Source organism: Microbacterium sp. T3-8 (assembly GCF_055398145.1).
This window is the reverse complement of record NZ_AP027918.1, coordinates 1,075,184-1,094,015: the sequence shown is the minus strand read 5'-3', so window position 1 is coordinate 1,094,015 and position 18,832 is coordinate 1,075,184. Positions and strand designations below refer to the sequence as shown.

The 18,832-nt window shown below is 68.7% G+C and carries 15 protein-coding genes; 7 read left to right on the top strand and 8 right to left on the bottom strand.

Translation table 11 applies throughout. From position 1 onward, the window contains the following. Window positions 1–17 precede the first annotated feature (17 nt). Window positions 18–2,489 (bottom strand): X2-like carbohydrate binding domain-containing protein, encoded by a 2,472-nt coding sequence (locus ACZ5Y9_RS05130; RefSeq protein ID WP_464472465.1) that lies wholly within the window; start codon window positions 2,487–2,489, stop codon window positions 18–20. A 163-nt stretch (window positions 2,490–2,652) separates the two neighbouring features. On the opposite strand from ACZ5Y9_RS05130, the gene ACZ5Y9_RS05125 reads away from it, so the two are divergent. Genes ACZ5Y9_RS05125 through ACZ5Y9_RS05115 form a run of 3 tightly spaced genes read left to right on the top strand, consistent with a single transcriptional unit; the run spans window position 2,653 to window position 7,235 of the window. Further along, a complete protein-coding gene (locus tag ACZ5Y9_RS05125) occupies window positions 2,653–5,097 on the top strand; it encodes a glycosyl hydrolase family 95 catalytic domain-containing protein (protein WP_464472464.1) in 2,445 nt (814 codons plus the stop codon). Further along, on the top strand, window positions 5,087–6,034 hold the full coding sequence (locus ACZ5Y9_RS05120) for an acetylxylan esterase (RefSeq protein ID WP_247623308.1): 948 nt from the start codon (window positions 5,087–5,089) through the stop codon (window positions 6,032–6,034). The genes ACZ5Y9_RS05125 and ACZ5Y9_RS05120 overlap by 11 nt, the downstream gene beginning before the upstream one ends. A gap of 34 nt (window positions 6,035–6,068) precedes the next feature. Next, on the top strand, window positions 6,069–7,235 hold the full coding sequence (locus ACZ5Y9_RS05115) for an ROK family protein (RefSeq protein WP_464472463.1): 1,167 nt from the start codon (window positions 6,069–6,071) through the stop codon (window positions 7,233–7,235). A 141-nt stretch (window positions 7,236–7,376) separates the two neighbouring features. Here ACZ5Y9_RS05115 and ACZ5Y9_RS05110 read toward each other — a convergent pair whose 3' ends face one another. The 4 genes from ACZ5Y9_RS05110 to ACZ5Y9_RS05095 all read right to left on the bottom strand — a co-directional run bounded on the left by ACZ5Y9_RS05110 (window position 7,377) and on the right by ACZ5Y9_RS05095 (window position 11,488). Next, window positions 7,377–9,005: an extracellular solute-binding protein gene (locus ACZ5Y9_RS05110; protein WP_464472462.1), complete on the bottom strand. Its 1,629-nt coding sequence runs from the start codon at window positions 9,003–9,005 to the stop codon at window positions 7,377–7,379. Between the two features lie 59 nt (window positions 9,006–9,064). Beyond that, on the bottom strand, window positions 9,065–10,042 hold the full coding sequence (locus ACZ5Y9_RS05105) for a carbohydrate ABC transporter permease (protein ID WP_247632850.1): 978 nt from the start codon (window positions 10,040–10,042) through the stop codon (window positions 9,065–9,067). Further along, window positions 10,039–11,013, bottom strand: a complete 975-nt coding sequence (locus tag ACZ5Y9_RS05100; RefSeq protein WP_247632851.1) for an ABC transporter permease — start codon at window positions 11,011–11,013, stop codon at window positions 10,039–10,041. The genes ACZ5Y9_RS05105 and ACZ5Y9_RS05100 overlap by 4 nt, the downstream gene beginning before the upstream one ends. Window positions 11,014–11,179: 166 nt before the next feature. Beyond that, a complete protein-coding gene (locus ACZ5Y9_RS05095; protein WP_464472461.1) occupies window positions 11,180–11,488 on the bottom strand; it encodes a hypothetical protein in 309 nt (102 codons plus the stop codon). Window positions 11,489–11,583: 95 nt separating this feature from the next. Between ACZ5Y9_RS05095 and ACZ5Y9_RS05090 the strand changes: the two genes are divergently transcribed. From ACZ5Y9_RS05090 to ACZ5Y9_RS05075, 4 genes are all read left to right on the top strand, one after another. Continuing rightward, on the top strand, window positions 11,584–12,090 hold the full coding sequence (locus ACZ5Y9_RS05090; protein WP_464472460.1) for a hypothetical protein: 507 nt from the start codon (window positions 11,584–11,586) through the stop codon (window positions 12,088–12,090). A gap of 85 nt (window positions 12,091–12,175) precedes the next feature. Beyond that, the gene (locus ACZ5Y9_RS05085) at window positions 12,176–12,697 is read left to right on the top strand and encodes a hypothetical protein (protein WP_464472459.1); all 522 of its coding nucleotides are present in this window, start codon (window positions 12,176–12,178) and stop codon (window positions 12,695–12,697) included. A 26-nt stretch (window positions 12,698–12,723) separates the two neighbouring features. After that, on the top strand, window positions 12,724–13,818 hold the full coding sequence (locus ACZ5Y9_RS05080; protein WP_464472458.1) for a fatty acid desaturase family protein: 1,095 nt from the start codon (window positions 12,724–12,726) through the stop codon (window positions 13,816–13,818). A gap of 50 nt (window positions 13,819–13,868) precedes the next feature. Next, a complete protein-coding gene (locus ACZ5Y9_RS05075) occupies window positions 13,869–14,684 on the top strand; it encodes a suppressor of fused domain protein (RefSeq protein WP_464472457.1) in 816 nt (271 codons plus the stop codon). Between the two features lie 19 nt (window positions 14,685–14,703). Here ACZ5Y9_RS05075 and ACZ5Y9_RS05070 read toward each other — a convergent pair whose 3' ends face one another. From ACZ5Y9_RS05070 to ACZ5Y9_RS05060, 3 genes are all read right to left on the bottom strand, one after another. Next, window positions 14,704–15,207 (bottom strand): hypothetical protein, encoded by a 504-nt coding sequence (locus ACZ5Y9_RS05070; RefSeq protein WP_464472456.1) that lies wholly within the window; start codon window positions 15,205–15,207, stop codon window positions 14,704–14,706. A gap of 54 nt (window positions 15,208–15,261) precedes the next feature. After that, window positions 15,262–15,897, bottom strand: a complete 636-nt coding sequence (locus ACZ5Y9_RS05065) for a hypothetical protein (RefSeq protein WP_464472455.1) — start codon at window positions 15,895–15,897, stop codon at window positions 15,262–15,264. 67 nt (window positions 15,898–15,964) lie between these two features. Beyond that, window positions 15,965–18,544 (bottom strand): immunoglobulin-like domain-containing protein, encoded by a 2,580-nt coding sequence (locus tag ACZ5Y9_RS05060; RefSeq protein WP_464472454.1) that lies wholly within the window; start codon window positions 18,542–18,544, stop codon window positions 15,965–15,967. Window positions 18,545–18,832 lie beyond the last annotated feature (288 nt).

The following is an 18,832-nucleotide window of genomic DNA, read 5'->3' as shown; positions in this document are numbered from 1 at the left end:
CCCCTGGTCTCATCGGGCTACCGCGTCACGTACGACAGGCTGTCGAAGCGGAGCAGGTCGCCCGAGGTCTTCACGATCTTGATCGTGTGATCCCCCTTCTTCACGTCGTCGAGCGTGAAGAGCACCTGCTGCGTGAGGCGGGTGTCGCTGTGCAGGTCGACCGTGTCGACGAGGTTGCCGTCGAGGTAGATCTCGGCGGTGCCCTGATCGGGTCCGGTCGCGCCGGTCAACGTCAGCTTCTTGCCGCTGAACGTGAACGAGACCGCCGCTCCGTCGTCGGCCGTGGCGTGCACGTCGTCGCGGTGGTCGCCGCGGAACCGTAGCTCGAGCCCGGTGTCGCCATCCGGCAGCGCCGCGAGGAACCCGCTCGCGAAGGTGATCTCGTCACCCGCGATCGTGTAGTCCGTGCCGTCGGTGAGCGGCGTGCCGTCGCGCGAGATGCTCTGCAGCTCGCTCGGGTCGCGCAGCAGCGTGACGACGGCATCCGCCGGGGCCGCCCGGTCGAAGGCGAGGTGGTCGACGTCGATCACGCCCTCCTGCACGATGTCGAGGCGGTCGTTCAGCATGAACTGGCCCGACTTCTTCACGACGCGCAGAGTGTGCGAACCGTTCGGAAGATCGCGCACGCTGTAGACCTGCTGCTGCACCCCGCGGCCCTCGGCCTGGAAGGTGTCGACCGTGTCGACGAGCACGCCGTCGAGGTAGACCTCGGCCTCCCCCTGCGAGGAGTGCGTCTCGGTGAACCAGTCGATCCCGGTGCCGACGAACGAGTACTCGAACGCCGACCCGTTGGCCTCGCTGTAGTGCACGTCGTCCTGGTAGTCGCCCATGCCGCGTCCACCGCTCTGACTCCACGTACCGCTGTAGACGATGCCGGGGTCGTTGTTGTTGATCGTGCGCACGTTCGACGGGCCGGGCTCGGGAGCCGTGCCGCCCTGCGACGAGTCGAACGACGAGACCGTCAGGGCCTGGGCGCGGGCGGGCACCTCGGCGCCGCCGTTGCGCGTCCATGCGCCCTCGTAGGTGAGCCGTGCGTCGTCGTCGTTGAGGGTGAGCGTGCTGTTCTTCGCCGGCGTGAAGGTGAACAGGCGGGTGCCGTGCACGGGCACGTCGGTCGCGACGAACTCGCCGGTCGCCTTGCCCAGGTTCTTCTTCTTCCAGAGGTCGCGCACCTTGACCTCGCCCTCGACGCCGAGGTCGGCGAGCGAGACCGTGATGTCGGCATCCGTGCGTCCGAGGTTGAAGACCGCGACCGTGACGGAGCCGTCGGGGTTGGTCGAGAACCACGTCTGGCGCGACGAGCCGGTCGAGACCGGGTGCGCGGGGCGCCCGGCCTGGTTGACCGCGATGACCTCGTCGTTGGTGAGCAGCTCGAGGCCGTAGGCGTCGAGGTTGGTCATGTCGTTGCCGAGGTACATCGGCACCGACGACACCGCCCAGAACGTGGCCGCGGTGCGGCGCTCGTCCTTGGTGAGGCCGTCCATCTTGCCGTTGCCGACGTTCAGCGAGTCGAAGTCGTTCCATCCCGAGTTCGGCCCCGCGTGCCGCCACCATTCGGCGGCCTTCGGGAAGAGCCGGGCGATGTTGTCCCACGTGGTGAGAGCTTCGTTCTCGCAGTAGCACTCGACGTCCCAGTCGATGCGCCAGCCGTCGGCGTGCTCCTTCCAGTAGTCGGCGTAGCGGATGTCGAGCGCCCAGGAGAGCTCGAACCAGATGTTGTTGCGCTTCAGCGCCTGCGACCATGCGGCGACGTCGTCACGGGCGTCGAGCGAGAGGTCGCCGACGCCGGAGCCGGGGGTCACGCTGTCGAACTTGACGAAGTCGATGCCCCACTCGCCGAGCATGTCGGCGATCGAGTCGATGTAGGCCTGGCCGCAGGGGGTGGAGAAGTCGATGCGGTGGCCGATGCCCCAGTAGTCGGCCTGCTGCAGCGGCCGCTTGACGACGTCGGCGGTCGTGCACTCGGGGGCCCCGTAGACGGGGTACGCGGCTTCGTAGACCGATTCGGAGATGCCGGGGATGAAGTAGAGGCCGATCTTCTGGCCGTTGCCGTGCACGTGATCGATCACGGCCTGCAGGCCGTTCGGGTACAGCGTCTCGCTCGGGATCGGGCGGCCGTACTCGTCGTTGCTGCCGTTCCAGCCGGCGTCGATGTTGATGTACTCGTAGCCGTGGCTCTGCAGCTTCTCGTGCATGGCGTCGGACTGCGCGATGATCTGGTCGGCGCTGATCCAGGCCTGCCCGTTGCCGGCGTAGACCTGCATGCTGTAGCTGCTCCAGCCCATGTAGGGCTTGTCCGCGAGGGACTCCTCGTCGGTGTTCGTCGCGGCGACGACGCTCGTCGCGAGTGCCGCCGTGACCGGGGTCGCGGAGACCTCGGTGGCGGATGCTGCGGATGCCGTGGCGGCACCTGCTCCGAGCACGAGTGCGCTGACGGCGAAGCCCGCCGCCCATCGCAACCGTGTTGTCGAACGGATGGTGTCGAACATGATTTCCTCTCGGTGGTTTCGACGGTGAAACCCCAGGCGCTCCGTCGCGTTGTCCCCAGGAAAGAACCGGACCCAACGGCCCGGCCAATTACTTGACACCGGTAATTAATCATGAATACGCTGAGACCGCAAGCAAACATCCGAGGTTTTGACAGGAAGATCGATGTCGCTCTCCGCAGCAGAAAACCCCTCGTCCGCCGCCGGAAATCTCCGGCTCTCGTGGGCTGCCCCGGCGACCCGATGGGAGGAAGCGGCCCCGCTCGGCAACGGGCGGATCGGCGCGATGGCCTTCGGCGGCGCCGACGCGCGCTACGCCCTCAACGACTCCACTGTGTGGTCGGGGACGCCCGACGGACCCGCCCGCGCGCTGCGCGATGTGATCGCCGCGGGCGCGGGCCCCGCACGCCTGGCCGAGGTGCGCGCGGCGCTCGACGCCGACGACGTGCGCCGCGCCGAAGACCTCCTCATGGCGTTCGAGGGACCCTACTCGCAGGAGTACCTGCCGCTCGGCGACCTGCACGTGCGGATCACGGATGCCGAGCCGGACGACCCCGCGCGCATCCTCGACCTCGACGACGCCGTGCTCCTCGAGACGCTGCGCATTCCCGGTGGCACGCTGCGCCGTCGATCGTGGGTCTCGGCCCCCGCGCAGGCCCTCGTGATCGAGATCGAGGCCGACGCCGAGTTCACGGCATCCGTCGCGCTGACCACTCCCCTGCACACCGATGGCCTCGTCGTCCGCGACGGCGGGATGACGCTCGGCGTCGTGGCCCCCATCGATGGAGCGCCTCTGCACGAAGGACCGCTGCAGACGCCGCTGCGGTACGCCGACGACGAGGGCTACGACGCCTTCGCCGCGGCATCCGTCGCGTGGCGCACCGACGGCCGTGTCGAAGTGACCGCCGACGGTGTCGCCGTCCACGGCGCCCGGCGCCTGCTGATCTTCCTCTCCTCCTCGTCTCGCGCCGCGTCGTGGTGGGCCGGCGCGAGCGAGGAGGAGTGGCGGAACGTCTCGCGCGAGACGATCCGGAACCGCGCGGCGGAACAGGCGGATGCCGCCGCTCGCCGCGAGGCATCCGCACTGTTCGACGAGCACGTCGCCGACCGACGAAAGCTGACGCGCGCGCGGTTCGCGATCGGCGGGCGGCGCGAGGGCACCTGGGACGTCGAGCGCGACCTGCTGCGCGGCGACGACCTCGCCCTCAAGACGACCGTGATCGCCGAGTTCGGCGCGTATCTGCTCGCCTCCTGCTCGCGCGCGGGCAGCCCGGCCGCGAACCTGCAGGGGATCTGGAACGCCGAGCTGCGCCCGGCCTGGTCGTCGAACTACACGATCAACATCAACACCGAGATGAACTACTGGGCGGCTCCCGTGCTCGGCCTCGACGACTCCTTCGAGCCGCTGCTCGCGCTCGTCGAGAAGCTCGCCGAGAACGGCGCCGACGTCGCCCGCGAACTCTACGGCGCGCGTGGCTGGGTCGCCCACCACAACAGCGACGTGTGGGGCTGGGCGCTGCCGGTCGGCGACGGTCACGGCGCCCCGAGCTGGGCGATCTGGATGATGGGCGGCGTCTGGCTGACCCACAACCTCTGGGACGCCTACGAGTTCGGTGGCGACCGCGACCTTCTGCGCGCCCGCATCTGGCCCGTGCTGCGCGGCGCCGTCGAGTTCACTCTCGACTGGCTCGTGCCCGACGCCGACGGACGCCTGCGCACGTCCCCCTCCACCTCCCCGGAGAACTCCTTCTTCGCCTCGGACGGCGAGGGCACCGCGATCGGCCTGACGTCGGCATCCGATCTGCTGCTGGTGCAGGGCCTGCTCGAACGCGCCCTCCAGGCGATCGACGCCCTCGACCTCGACGACCCGACGCTCGCGGCCGAGATCACGAGCGCGCTCGGTGCCCTCGCCCCGGTCGGCATCCGTGCCGACGGGCGCATCAGCGAGTGGTCGGCCGACGTGGTCGAGGTCGAACCGCTGCACCGCCACCTCACCCCCGTGCTCGGCATGTATCCGCTCGAGGTGACGACGCGCGAACGCACCCCCGAGTTGTTCGATGCCGGCATCCGCCTGCTCGACGCGCGCGGCCCCGGAGCGATGGGGTGGTCGTGGGCGTGGAAGATCGCGCTCCGCGCCCGCATCGGCGACGGCGAGACCGCCGCTTCGCTGCTCGACGAGGCGCTCACGCCGTTCGACGGCGACGCCACGCGGCACGGTCCGGTCGACGGCTCGGAGTGGGGTGGCCTGCTGCCGAACCTCTTCAGCACGCATCCGCCGTTCCAGATCGACGCGAACCTCGGCTTCCCGGCCGCGATCGCCGAGATGTTCGTGCAGAGCCACGGCGGCGTCGTGCGCCTGCTGCCCGCGCTGCCGGCCGCGTGGACGACGGGCGAGGTGCAGGGCATCGGCGTGCGCACCGGCCTCGTCGCCGACGTCGCGTGGTCGGAGGGGCACCTCACCGAGGCGATCCTGCACAACCGCCTCGCCGAGGACCGCACGGTCGACGTCGAGCACGACGGGCACCGCGTGACGCTGACCGTGCCCGCGGGCGGCACTCTCTCGGTGCCGGTCGGCGCCGATGCTCTGAGCGGAGCTGTCGATGCGCGGTGAGTTCGTGACGGTCGACACCCCGACCACGCAGACCGAGCCCGCCGACTTCGACGCCTTCTGGGCCGAGACGCTCGACGAGACGCGACAGCATCCGCTCGGCGTGACGATCGAACCGCATCCGACCCGCTTGACCGCGATCGACGTGTTCGAGGTGACGTTCGCCGGATTCGGCGGCACGCAGATCCGCGCCTGGCTGCGCGCGCCGCACGGCGCCACCGCACCGCTCCCCGGGCTCGTGCAGTTCTTCGGATACGGCAACGGCCGCGGCCATGCGCTGCGCGACCTGCGCTGGGCCGCCGCCGGCTACGCGCACCTCGTGGTCGACGCCCGCGGGCAGGGCCACGGCGACACCGACGATGACCACCCCGACGGCGGCCCCTCGGCCGGCGGGTTCCTCACCCGTGGCCTGCGCTCGCCGCACGAGTACTACTACCGTCGTGTCTACGCCGACGCGGTGCGGGCGGTCGAGGCCCTCCGCTCGCTCGACCTGGTCGACGCATCGCGTGTGGGCGTCGTCGGCGCCAGTCAGGGTGGCGGGATCGCGCTCGCCATGGCCGGGCTCGTGCCCGACCTCGCCGTCGCGATCATCCAGGCTCCCTTCCTCAGCGAACTCAACCGCGCCGCCGACCTGAGCAACGAGGCACCGTACGCCCTGCTGACCCAGTACTTCGCCGACCGCCGGCTCGATCGGGCGGCGGCCCTCGACACCCTCCGCTACTTCGACGCGGTGAACCACGCGAAGCGCGCGAACGCTCCGGCGATCCTGAGCACCGGGCTGCGCGACGGGGTCACGCCCCCGGCATCCGTGCTCCCCGCCTTCACGGCTTACGGGGGCGAGAAGCACGTCGTGCTCTGGCCCGACAACGGCCACGAGGCCGGCGGAGACCTCGACGAGGAGAACGCCCTCGAGTTCGCCGCCGCCCGTCTGCGCCCGTGATTCGCTACGGTTGCCGATAACGAACGAGGAATTGATGGACCACGACACGTCGACGCGCACCACCCTCATCCGATCCGCATCGGATGCCGGATCGAAGGTGTTCGCGACCATCCTCACGCGCAGCCCGATCAGCCGTATCGAGATCGCCCGGCACACCGGCCTCTCACAGGCCGCGGTCACGAAGGCCGTGTCGCCGCTGGTCGCAGCGGGGCTCGTCGATGCACCGCCCGCCGAGCACCGCGACGGCAATCCCGGGCGACCCGTCGCCCCGGTGTCGATCGTGCCCGGAGCGATGATCATGCTGGGTGTGAAGGTGAACGTCGACGAGGTCATCGCGGTCGCCACCGACCTCACGACCACGGTGCTCGCCTCCGAGCACCGTGCGCTCGCGGCCCACGACCCGGATGCCGTGCTCGAGGCCATCGTCGAGGTCACCGCCTCTCTCGAGAGCGAGCTCGGGCCGCGGTCGGCCGCGATCGCCGGGCTCGGCGTCTCGATCTCGGGCGACGTCGACAGCCGTCACGGCATCGTGCGCGAGTCGGCCATCATGGGCTGGACCGACGAGGACTTCGCCGCGCGGCTGCGCGACCGGATCGGCCGACCGGTGACCCTCGAGAACGACGTGCACGCGCTCACCGTCGGCGAGCACTGGTTCGGCATCGGTCTGGGCACGGCCTCGTTCGCGATCGTCACGATCGGCCGCGGCATCGGAAGCGGACTGCACGTGAACGGCCAGGTCGTCAGCGGCGCCTACGGGGTCGCCGGCGAGATCGGGCACCTGGCCCTCGCCGATCCCCGACGCGTATGCCCGTGCGGGCGCAACGGCTGCGTCGAGGCCGTGGCCGCGACCCCCGCCATCGAAGCGGCCGTCTCGGCCGCGCACGGTCGGATCATCGGCATCGACGAGGCCGTGCGCCTCGCCCACGACGGAGACCCCGCTGCCGAGGCGGCGTTCCGCGAGGCTGCCGAGATCGTCGGCACCGCCATCGCCACGCTCGTGAACCTCACCGGCCCCGAACTCGTGATCATCGGCGGCGAGGGCGTGTCGAACTTCGACCTCTTCGATGAGACGCTGCGCAGCGCCTTCGAGGCACACGCCTTCGGCGCCGCGGCGCGCTGTCGCATCGTCGCACGCCCGCACACCTTCGAGGACTGGGCCCGTGGCGCCGCCGCGGCCGCGATCCAGTCCCTCGTGCGCTGAGCTCGGTTCCGCGGGGCGGGGCCCCTCGACAGGCTCAGGCACCCAAGCCCCTCTCGCTGAGGGTCAAACCGTCGCAACCAGTCACCCCACGCAGAACTGCCCGGCGGAAGCATCCGCCGGGCAGTCCTTCACCTCACTCGCTCACAGTGCGTCGTAGAGCTCCTGCTGCAGTTCGAGGTAGCGGTCGACGCCCAGGCCGTTCAGGTCGTCGATGTACGACTGCCATGCGCCGTCGTCGTTGATGTCGCGCTGCCCCGTGACGAACTCCGCCTGCGCCTGCGTGATGTAGGTCGCGATGTTCGTCTGCAGCTCGGCGATCTCCGCCGAGGTGTCGGGGTTCGGCCACAGCTTCTCCGACGGGAAGACGAGGCTCTCGTCGGGAGCGAACGGCTCGTAGAGGTTCGTGGCCTCGAGCAGACGACGCTCGTACCCGTCGGGTGCGTAGATGTCCTCCGGCACGACCTGCGAGTTGCGGAACTCGAGCGAGTCCCAGTACTGAGCCATCGAGCGCCAGGCGGAGTTCGAGGTCTCGTCGTACGTGAGCGGCTTGAAGGTCGGCTCGAGCTCGGGGTCGAGAGCGACATCGCCCGGCTCGGCCGGAACCCAGGCCTCGCCCTCGGGGCCCATGGCGCCGAGCTTGTCGCCCTCATCGGTCACGAGGTAGTCGATCGCCTTGATCGCCTGGATGCGCTCCTCTTCGCTCGACTTGTTCGTGAGCGCGAACATGCCCAGCGAGCTGATCGGCGAACGGTAGGTCGCGTACTGCGTGCCATCCGGGCCCTTCACCGGCGGCACCGCGTCGTAGTGCGTGTCGCGCCCGTCGGGCGAATCCTGCGTGACGATCTCGTACGGGTGCAGCACCGCCGCGGCACCGAGGATCTCGGCCTCGGCGTTGTCGCCCAGCGCGCGCAGCGACTCGCCGTTCTGGGTGAACGACGCCGTGTCGATGAGCCCCTCGTCCGCGAGCGACGAGATGTACTTCAGGCCCTCGCGCCATCCGTCGGTGGTCGCCGAGAGCGTCACCTGGTCGCCGTCGAGCACCATCGGCGGCGGGCTCGTGGGCGAGCCGTACGGGGCGTAGGTGAAGGCGTTCATGAAGTAGTTGATGACCGGTTCGCCCGACGATGCGCTGAGCGCGACCTCGTCGGCCTTGCCGTTGCCGTTCGGGTCGTCGTTCTTGAACGCGCGCAGCATCTCGCGCAGTTCCTCGGTGTCGGTCGGCTGGTCGAGACCCAGCTTGTCGAGCCAGGTGGAGTTGACCCACAGCTTCGACGGGTAGCTGCAGTGGAAGCACTCGGTCCACTGGGTGATCGCGTAGATGTGCCCGTCGGGCGCGGTGACCGACTGCTTCCAGTCGGGCTTCTCCTCGAAGCGCTCCTTGAGGTTCGGCGCGTACTCGTCGATGAGGTCTTCGAGGGGCACGAGCAGGCCCTGCTGCCCGTACTTGAGCACCTCGCTGCGAGAGAAGGCGTCGACCCACGGCACGAGGAAGTACGCGTCGGGGTAGTCACCGCTGGCGAGCGACACCTGGCGCTTCTCTCCGGCGACGCTGCCGTCGTAGGTGGTGGTCTGCCAGTCGAAGTCGATGTCGAACTTCTCCTCGAGCAGCTTCGTGAACGCGTTGTCCTTGAGCGAACCGTTGTCGCCTTGCGGGCCGAACGCGACGAGCTTGCCGTTGTCGTCGCTGGGCGACGTGCATGCCGCCAGCGCTCCTGCGGCGAGAGCGAGGGCGCCTACGGCCGCCGCTCCTCGGATGATGCTGTGTCTCATTGCCGGAATCTCCTTTGCCCGGGTAATGGGGGTGTGTGGTGGTGGGTCTGTGAGAGGGGTCAGCCCTTGACGGCGCCGACCATGATCCCCTTGTTGAAGTACTTCGCGACGAACGGGTAGGCGACGAGCATCGGGATGGTCGCGATGACGACGGTCGAGTACCGCATGAGGTCGGCGAGTTCACGGCGCCGCAGCTGCTCGGCGACGTCTCCGCCCCCGCCCGAGTCGTTGAGGATCAGGAGTCCTCTCAGCACGAGCTGCAGGGGTTGCAGGTCGGCGTTGCGCAGGTAGAGCAGGGCGTCGAAGTACGAGTTCCACTGCATGATCGCGTACATCAGGGCGATGACGGCGAGCAGGGGCTTCGCGAGCGGCACGACGATGGTCCAGAGGATGCGCAGTTCGGATGCCCCGTCGAGCTGTGCCGCCTCGTACACCTCGTCGGGCACGGCCGAGCGGAAGTACACGATCGCGATGATCACCTGCCAGACGCCGATCGCGTTGGGCAGCAGCATCGACCAGCGGGTGTCGAGGAGGCCGAGGGACTGCACGACGAGGTACATCGGGATGACGCCACCGCTGAAGAGCATCGTGAACACGACGCCACCGGTGATGACCTTGCGTCCGAAGAGCTGGGTCCGCGAGAGCGGGTAGGCGACGGCGACCGTGCCGAGCACGCTGATGAGCGTGCCGACGACGGTGTAGAAGATCGAGTTGCCGAATCCGCGGAGGATCGCGGGGTTGCCGAGCGCCTCTTCGTAGCCGCGGAGCGTGAAGTCGACGGGCCAGAACAGCACGCGGCCCGCCGAGACGGCCTGGGGGCTCGAGACCGAGCTCGCGAGGATGTTCAGCAGCGGCAGCAGCACGACGAGCAGGAAGACCGTGAGCAGGATGTAAGCCGCGGCGATGAACACTCGGTCGGTCTTGGTCTCCTTGACCTTGACGCCGCGGGTGAGCGGGTCGCGCTTCGGCCGGCGCTTCTTGTTCTTCGCGACGACGACCTCTTCGGTCAGGAGCGCCTCGGTGTTGATCGTGGTCACCACAGTCCGTTTCCCGTCACTCGCTTCGACACCGTGTTCACCACGAGCAGCAGCACGAGGCTGATCACGGCGTTGAAGAGCCCGATCGTCGCCCCGAGGCTGAAGTTCGCATTGAGGATGCCCGTTTTGTACACATAGGTCGGGATGATCTCGGATGTCGAGAGGTTGAGGGCGTTCTGCAGCAGGAACGCCTTCTCGAACCCGATCGCCATGATGTTGCCGACGCCGAGGATGAGGATGATGGATGCCGTGGGCAGCAGCGCCGGGATGTCGACGTTCCAGATCTTCTGGAGCCTGCTCGCGCCGTCGATCTTGGCGGCCTCGTAGAGCGAGGTGTCGACCGACGCGAGGGCGGCGAGGTAGATGACGGCCGAGTATCCGGTCGTGGTCCAGATGTCGGTGGCGACGTAGATGTGCCGGAAGAAGTCGGCGCTGGCGAGCAGATCGACCTGCCCGGCGCCGAAGAAGCTGAACGTGCGCCCGAGGAGTCCGACGCGCGGCGAGAGCAGCAGGATCGTCATCGACACCACGACCACCGTCGAGATGAAGTACGGCGCGTAGGTGACCATCTGCACGGTGCGCTTGAAGAAGCGCAGTCGCACCTCGTTGAGCGCGAGGGCGAGGATGATCGGCAGCGGGAAGCTGGCGAGCAGGGTGTACGCGGCGAGGATGAACGTGTTGCCGACCAGGCGCGGGAAGACGGGGTTGCGGAAGAGGTTCGCGAAGTTGTCGAAGCCCACCCAGGGGCTGCCCCAGACGCCGTCGATCGGGTTGTAGTTCTTGAACGCGATGACCGCGTTGGCCATCGGGATGTAGCGGAACACGATGAACCAGATGATGGGGATCAGCAGCAGGAGGTACAGCTGCCAGTAGCGGCGCAGGCTGCGGCGGAACCGGGACTGCCGTTTCCGCCGTTCCGCGGGTGCCGCCGCTGTCGCGGTGGGGAGGTCTTGCTCGACACTGAGCGTCATGTCTGCCTTCTTGGGAGAATTACTTTACGTCGTAATATAAACACCGCCGAGGCCGATGCGCAACCCGAACATCCGACGTCTCCCCCGGGCGCTGAGATGATCCGGGCGCACGAAAGGTCGGCATCGCGGCGGATACCGACCTCTCGTGCGACCCGAACGGATGCCGTCAGCGGCGAGCGCGAGCGTTGTGCATCGCGATCACTGCGGCCGGCAGCGCGACCCACAGCACGAGGGTGGGCAGCACCCACCACCACGCCGAGTCGCCCTGCTCGACCCAGGTGCCGCCGAGCATGCCGACGCCGAAGGCCATGCACGCTCCCCCGCCTGCGCGCATCGCGATCGACCACTTCGGCGCGACCTCGGCCTCGCGCCAGTACGGCACCCGTCGTCCGGGGTTGGCGCGGACGACGCGCACGATCGATCCCGTGAAGAGACCCAAGCCGATGAGAAAGAAGAGAACTCCGGCGAACAGCATCCGACGACCGTAACAACGTCGTGCACGACCGACAACCGCGGCGCCCGCGGGCCGTAGCCTGGTCTGCACACCCGCAGAGCGAACGAGGAGCAGTCATGGCCGCAGAGATCGACGAGGCCGAACGCGCGGCCCGCGCCGCCCACCTCAAGGAGCGGATCTACCTCACGTTCGCCGCGCTCGCCGTCGTCATCACGCTCTCGACCCACGGCCACGTGAGCGCCGGCGAGGCGGCGACGACGCTCATCGTCACGGTGATGGGCACCCTGCTCGCCGTGTTCACCGCCGACCTGATCTCGCACCTCGTCGTACACGAGCGGCTCTTCACGCCGCCCGAGCTGCGGCACGCTCTCGCGTCGAGCTTCGGGGCGCTCAGCACGGTCGTGCTGCTGTTCGTGTTCCTGGGATTCGCGGGGCTCGATGCCTGGTCGACGGATGCCGCGCTGCGCGCCAGCGCGATCGCCCTGCTCGCCTCGCTCATCGTCATCGGCTGGATCGCCGTACGGCGGATGCCGTTGACGTGGTTCCAGCGCCTCGTCGCGCTCGGAGCCGAGGCGGCGCTCGGCCTCGCCGTCATCGGCCTGCAGGTGCTCGCGCACGGGTGATCCTGGCGCGACATATTCGCACACACGCATGTTCCGGGGAGTCAACGCCCTGCCGTGATGGCGGCGACGCACCTATCGTCGCGGTATGAACGCACAACTGAAGATCGCAGGGCAGAACCCTGAACTGCTGGGCCTGGGGTCCGTCCTCGTCGGTTCGCTTCCCGCCGCACTGATGACCGACGACGCTCCCGACCACTACACCGTCGAAGCGGTGTTCACGCGCAAAGCCGATCGCGATGAGGTCGATGCGATCCAGAGCAGCGAGATGCGCGACCACCTGTCCGCGAACGGATACCCGACGGTCGAGCTGCACGTGGCGGACCGTCGCCTCGAGATCGCGAACACCAATCTGGAAGAGCTTCGCGATGGCCTCGCCTCCGTGCTCGCGCAGCGGCTCGCCGAGATCACGACCGCCCTGCACACGGCACGTGCGCAGGCGGCCGACCGATTCCAGATCGCCTCCGACCGCGAGCAGGAGCGCGCGGCGCTGGTCGCCGCGCTCGCCGACGCGGTCGTGTTCACCCCTCCCTCCGAAAGCGATCGGTCGTCCGACGACGACTCCCGCATCGAGGACTGGGTCGAAGAAGGAGGCGCTGTCCGCAGCTAGCGGCGACGCCGGAGAAGGAGGTCGTCATGGACGACATCCGCCAGACCATCCGCACCCGTCCGCGCGAGGGCACTGCGCGCGCGACGAGCGCGTTCACCGAGCTGGCGCAGCAGGTCCGCCACCAGGGCCTGCTGCGCCGCCGATACGGGTACTACTGGACGAAGCTCATCGCCGCGCCACTGGTCGTCGCCGTGTGCCTCGCGGCGTTCGTCTGGATCGGTGAGTCGTGGTGGCAGCTCTTCACGGCCGCCGCGCTCGCGATCGTCTTCACCCAGATCGCCTTCCTCGGCCACGACGCCGCCCATCGGCAGATCTTCGTCTCGGGGCGCTGGAACGACTGGATCAGCCTGATCCTCGGCGACCTGCTCGTCGGCATGAGTTACGGCTGGTGGCAGCACAAGCACACCCGCCACCATGCCAACCCGAACAAGCTGGGATCCGACCCCGACATCGAGTTGCCCGTCATCGCCGTGACGGCCGAGACGGCGGCGAGGCACCGCGGTCCGGTGCTCACCTGGATGCGCGGACACCAGGGCGTGTTCTTCTTCCCGATCCTGCTCTTCGAGGGGCTGTCGCTGCACGCCTCAGGCGTGCGCCGGGTGTTCGCGCGCGGTCGTCTCGAACGGCGATGGATCGAGATCGCTTTCCTCGGCATCCGCCTCGGAGGCTTTCTGACGCTCGTCTTCCTCGTGCTGTCGCCGGGCATCGCGTTCGTCTTCCTGGCCGTGCAGCTGGGCCTGTTCGGCTTCTACATGGGGATCGCCTTCGCTCCGAACCACAAGGGGATGCCGGTCGTGCCGCGCGACATGACGCTCGACTTCCTGCGGCGTCAGGTCATGATGAGCCGGAACGTTCGGGGCACTCGCCTGCTCGACGTCGTCATGGGCGGGTTGAACTATCAGATCGAGCATCACCTCTTCCCGTCGATGCCCCGCCCTCACCTCCGCCGTGCGGCGCCGATGATCGCGGAGTACTGCCGCGCGCATGACGTGCCGTACACCTCCGTCGGCCTGCTCACCTCGTACGCCATCGTCGTGCGCTACATCAATCGGGTCGGACTCGGCGAGCGCGACGTCTTCACCTGCCCGCTCGTCGAGCAGCGGAGCCTCATCGGCTCCTGAGCCGCCGCCCGCCCGTTGCCTCGCCTCTCGGCGACTGGAAGACTCGGGCGATGACCTCGGATCACGGCTTCCCCGAACACGTCTTCGATTCGCTGGGGGTCGCGCCGGCGCCTTTCCCCGATTTGATCGGTGGGTCGGTCCGCATCGTCGAGAAGCGCCCGACCGACGGCCCGGTGACGGTGATGACTCTGGGCGCCTCACGCCTGCCGACCGACACCGGTGAACAGGTCGAACTGGCGGTCGAGGTGATCGACGGCCAGCAGGGCGCCGCTCTCGCCGCGATCGAGATCGTGTGCGACGACATCGCCCGCAACCGCCGAGTGCCTCCGGTCGGCGCTCCCTGGCGCAACACCGAGCCCTTCCTCTCGGGCACGCGCATCACGGCGATCATGGCGACGGGCTCTCGGTGGGGAAGCTCGTTCGACGAGGTGCGGCACGAGGGTGCCCTCGTCGGCCATGTGCGCACGCTGCGCCTGCTCACCGATACCGAGGCGGCGTACGCCGCGGCACGCGGATGGGAGGCGCTGGTCGCCGAAGCGGGCTCGCTCGACGCGCTGCTCGACGTGACCCGTGACGATGCCGTGGCGGCCCCCGCAGGCATCGCCGGCAACCGTCCCGTGTTCCTCTCGAAGCTGCACGCCGAGCATTCGCCCCGCTGGGTCACGTTCACGGGCGCGCACCTGCAGTCGGTCACCGGGCTCGAATCGGATGCCTACATGAACGACTCCGCGAACCACGAGGTGTGGTCGGTCGACTCGTTCCTCGCCCGGTTCCCATGGATCTCGGACTTCGCCCGGCAGGCCCTTCCCGGCCAGACGGCGCTGTTCACGGATGCCTCCGGGGCCTACGTGCTCGAAAACGACTAGGCCCCGGGCCGCCGACGTCTCACTGCGCGGGCAGGCATCCGCCGTCGAGGATGTAGCCGCCGATGTCCACGGTCACGCCCTCCTCGGTGACCTCGCCGAAGACGCATCCGCCGTCGACACCCCCGACGCCGAAGAGCACGTCGCCGTAGTCCTCGCGCACCTGCGCGTCGGGGAGCCCGGCATCCGTCAGGGCGGCCCGCACGGTGTCGACCGTGAACGTGCCCGCGGTGCGCAACCCCTCGAGGTCGATGCGCAGCGTCTCGACGACGGCGGCGCTCGCCTCGTGCGTCGCGCTGTCGATCTCCATACGGTCGCGGTAGCGGTCGTTGAGGTCCATCGCCTGCTCGGGATCGTAGGGCGCACACTCGGGCGGCAGATCGACGCCCTCGACCTGCGGGCACGCCGCCGTCGGCGTCACCGTGGGCGTGGGTTCCGCACCCACGCCGCTCGGCCCGGCGCATCCCGCGAGCAAGAGCACCGCCCCGATCCCTGCGAGCACCGCCACCACGATCTTCTTCGTCATCCCGACCCCTCGTCACGACGAGCTTAGGGCTGCGCCTCGGTCGGTGTCGTGCCCTCAGTCGAGAGCGATGACGTGACCGTCGAGTCCGGAGGCGAAGGCGGCGAGACCGACCCCGAGCGCCTCGCCCGCGTACGTCGCGGCACCCGTGAAAGACGCAGGGGCATCGGCGAACACGGCTCGTTCCTCGGCTCCGGGCCAGGTGACGGCGATGACGTTTCCGGTGGGCTCGGCGAGTTGCGTGCCGAGTACGAGGAACGACACGTCGAGGTTGGCGGCGGAGGCCCGGTCGATGGCGCCAATGAGCGCGGGACCGATGGCGACGATCACGTCGGGACGATCGGCGAGAGCAGTGGTGACCGACGCGACAGGGTCGGTATCCGCATGCACCTGCACCGTGGCGCGGTGACGGGCGGCCTCGTCCTGCACGGCGGCGAGCGCCAGGCGCTCCTCTTCACCCGGGGCGGATGGAACCACGATCGAGATCGTCTCCCCCACGGGCACCGCTGCGGTCACCGCGGATCGATCGAGCGTCGAGCCGGGCACGAGCTCGACGGGTGTCGAGGCTTCGGCGCTCGCCGACGGGGTGCTCGTGGGCGCCATCGATGACGACGGCGATGCCTCGGCGACCGGAGAGCAGCCGGTGAGCACGACGACGAGCAGCAGGGCGAGAGCCGACGCGGACGACTTCATGAGTTCCTCGGAGATGTCGAAGATACGGGGATGCCCCGAGCCCAAAGGCCCGGGGCATCCGTGATCGTCAGTCGCGGTTCGCGACCAGGCGACGACGGGCGACGAGCACACCGCCGACGACGAGCAGCAGCAGCGCGATGCCGCCGATCGCGAGCGGCAGCTCCGCACCGGTCGTGGCCAGCGCGTCCGAACCGGCCGCTCCGGACGCCGCCGCAGCCGCGATCGTGAACGTCGCCTCTACGGTCGATCCGTCCGGGAGGGTCACGACGATCGTGTGGGCTCCGACATCGAACGCCACAGGAATCGTCCAGCTCGCGGCCAGCGTGCCGTCGGCCGCGACCGTGAACGAGCCGAGGTCGACGCGGTCGGAGTGCACGACGACCGACACGCTGTCGCCGGGGGTGAACCCGGTGCCCGCGATCGTGATCTTCCCACCCTGCACGGCCTCTCCCGAGACAGTGACGCTCGGCTTCGCGGGGGCGACCACCGGAGCCTCGACGACGCTCACCGTGCGCTCGGCGGTCGCGGTGTTGCCCGCGGCATCCGTCGCCGTGTAGACGAGGTCGTAGGAACCGAGCACGTCGGTGTCGACCGACCCCTCGACCTCGAGCGACGCAGAGACGTCGCCGTCGCGCTCATCGGTGGCGGTGACGCCGGCGAGGGCGTCGAACTTCTCCCCCTGCACGACCTCCGACTCCGCTGGGAAGGCGATGTCCGGAGCCGTGACGTCGTCGCGCACGAGGGTGACCTCGTCGACGACGCTGTTCACGGGCGACGCCGTGCCGTTGGCCTGGCTGCGCAGCGTCGTGACGGTGATGGAGTCGTCGGTGACCTCGACGTGCGAGTAGTTGCGCACCTTCTCCTGGTTGATGACCGATCCGTACCAGGCGTCGGGCGCCTTCACGTCGTAGTACTTCGAACCGCTGGCGGAGTTCGCGGTGACGTACAGCACCTCGCCCTCACCGGCCGAGACCTCGGCCTGGCCGGGCACCTCGGTCGCGTCGGCGAGCTCGCCGTCCTTGATCAGGTACGTGCGGGTGTAGCTGTGGTCGTGGCCCTGGAGCACGAGGTCGAAGCCGAGGTCCGAGATCGCGGTCGGCAGCGCATTGCGCAGACGCTCGATCTGGGAGTCGTACACGTGCGAGGCGACCGAGTAGATCGAGTGGTGGAAGGCGAGCACCTGCCATTTGGCGTCGGCACCGTGCTCGGCGACGACCTTCTCCATGAAGTCGATGTGGCTCTGGTCGTCGTTGCTGTTCGTGTTGAGGACGACGTAGAGCACGTCCTTGTACATGAACCAGTAGTCGCCGCCGGACGAGGTGCCGCTGGTCGCGGAGCCCGCCGTCTCGTCGAGGTTCGGCACGGTGTAGTGCTGCGCGTAGGCCTTCGAGCCCACGTCGTGGTTGCCGTTGACCGGCACGGTGGGGATGCTGGAGAGCTGCTCCGGCGCGAGGTAGTAGCCGTACTCGGTCTCGCTGGATGCCGTGTTGACCTGGTCACCGGCCGAGAAGAGCAGCTCGCTGTCGGGGTAGGTCTGCTCGGCGATGTCGAGCGTGTCGGCCCACCCCTGTCCGTCGCGCTCCGCGTTGCCGGAGGCGCCGATCTGCGGGTCGCCGAAGAAGAGGAAGCCGTAGTCGCCCGAGAACGATGCGGTCGAGAACGACTTCACGTCCGACCAGCCACCCGCTTCGGATCCCACGCGGTACAGGTAGGTGGTGTTCTCGGCGAGCCCCTGGAGGGCGGCGCGACGGTTGTACTCGTTGCTGCTCGTCAGGCCGCCGGTGGCCGGGACTGTCGTGATGCCGGATGCCGGGAACGCGCTCGTGTCGGTGCCGGGCGCGTACTGCAGCGACTGCGCGGTGTCGACGTTCGTGTACCAGGTCACGTTGCGGGTCGACTCGTCGGCGCCGATGGTGAGGACCACGTCGTCGTACGAAGCGACCGGCTCCACGCCCGCGATCATCGGGGTGAGGCTCTGGAAGTCGAAGTAGATGTCCGAGCTCGTGATGCGGTCCTGGTAGAGCGCGACGGCGATCGTGTTCTCACCGGCGACGAGGTCGTCGGCGTCGATCGTGAAGGTCGAGGTGACGGGGTCCCCGCCGCTGTTCCCCGCGTACATGAGGTTGCGCTGCGCTTCGGGCGCCGCTTCGACCTTCTCGTCGACGAATCCGGCGACCTTCTCGCCGTTCACGAAGACCTGCACGGCGTCGTCGTAGGTGAGAGTTGCCGAGAGACCGTCGATGGCCTCCAGCTGCTCGGCGTCGATGTCGACCGCCGTGCGGAAGTGGAAGGTCGGGACGTCGTCCGTCGTGCCGGCGATGTACTGGTTCAGCAGGGTATTGATGGGGAAGCCCGAGCCGATGCCGGTCGGCTGGCCGTTCTTCGCGCCGAACGCGCCGGCCGCGGTCTTCCACGCGGAGTCATCGAAGCCCGCCTGCGTCCAGACCAGACGATCGGGGGACCCGGCGGCGGGGTCGGTGTTGTCGTCGGAGTAGTGCCACGTGGTCGCGGCCGTGCTCAGGAAGGTGTCGGGCAGCTCCGCCGCGGTGGCGGCAGAGCCCCCGAGCGCGACGACGGCGCCGGAGGCCAACGTCGCGGCGAGGATCGCGGCGCAGACGCGCCGACGGGCGGGGGACGGAACAGACATGCGGAAGGGCACTCCTTGAAGAGTCTCGAGAGGGGGTGTCCGGTCAGGCTAGGGACGCCGCGGGCCCTGCTCCTGTCCACGCGGCATCCGTTCGGTGAACACCGAACAGACGGAGGGTTTCCGGGCGCGTCGGGGCCGATATTCTCCACCGACTTTCCGTAATCAAACCGTTGCATTCGTTATCTCGCCGTTATACAGTGATCACACGGTGAATGTTTGCTGTGGCACTCACCGAATGTGATTGCAGGACACTCTTGGTGCAAGGGACAAGGGCCGGTCGGGAGCCTC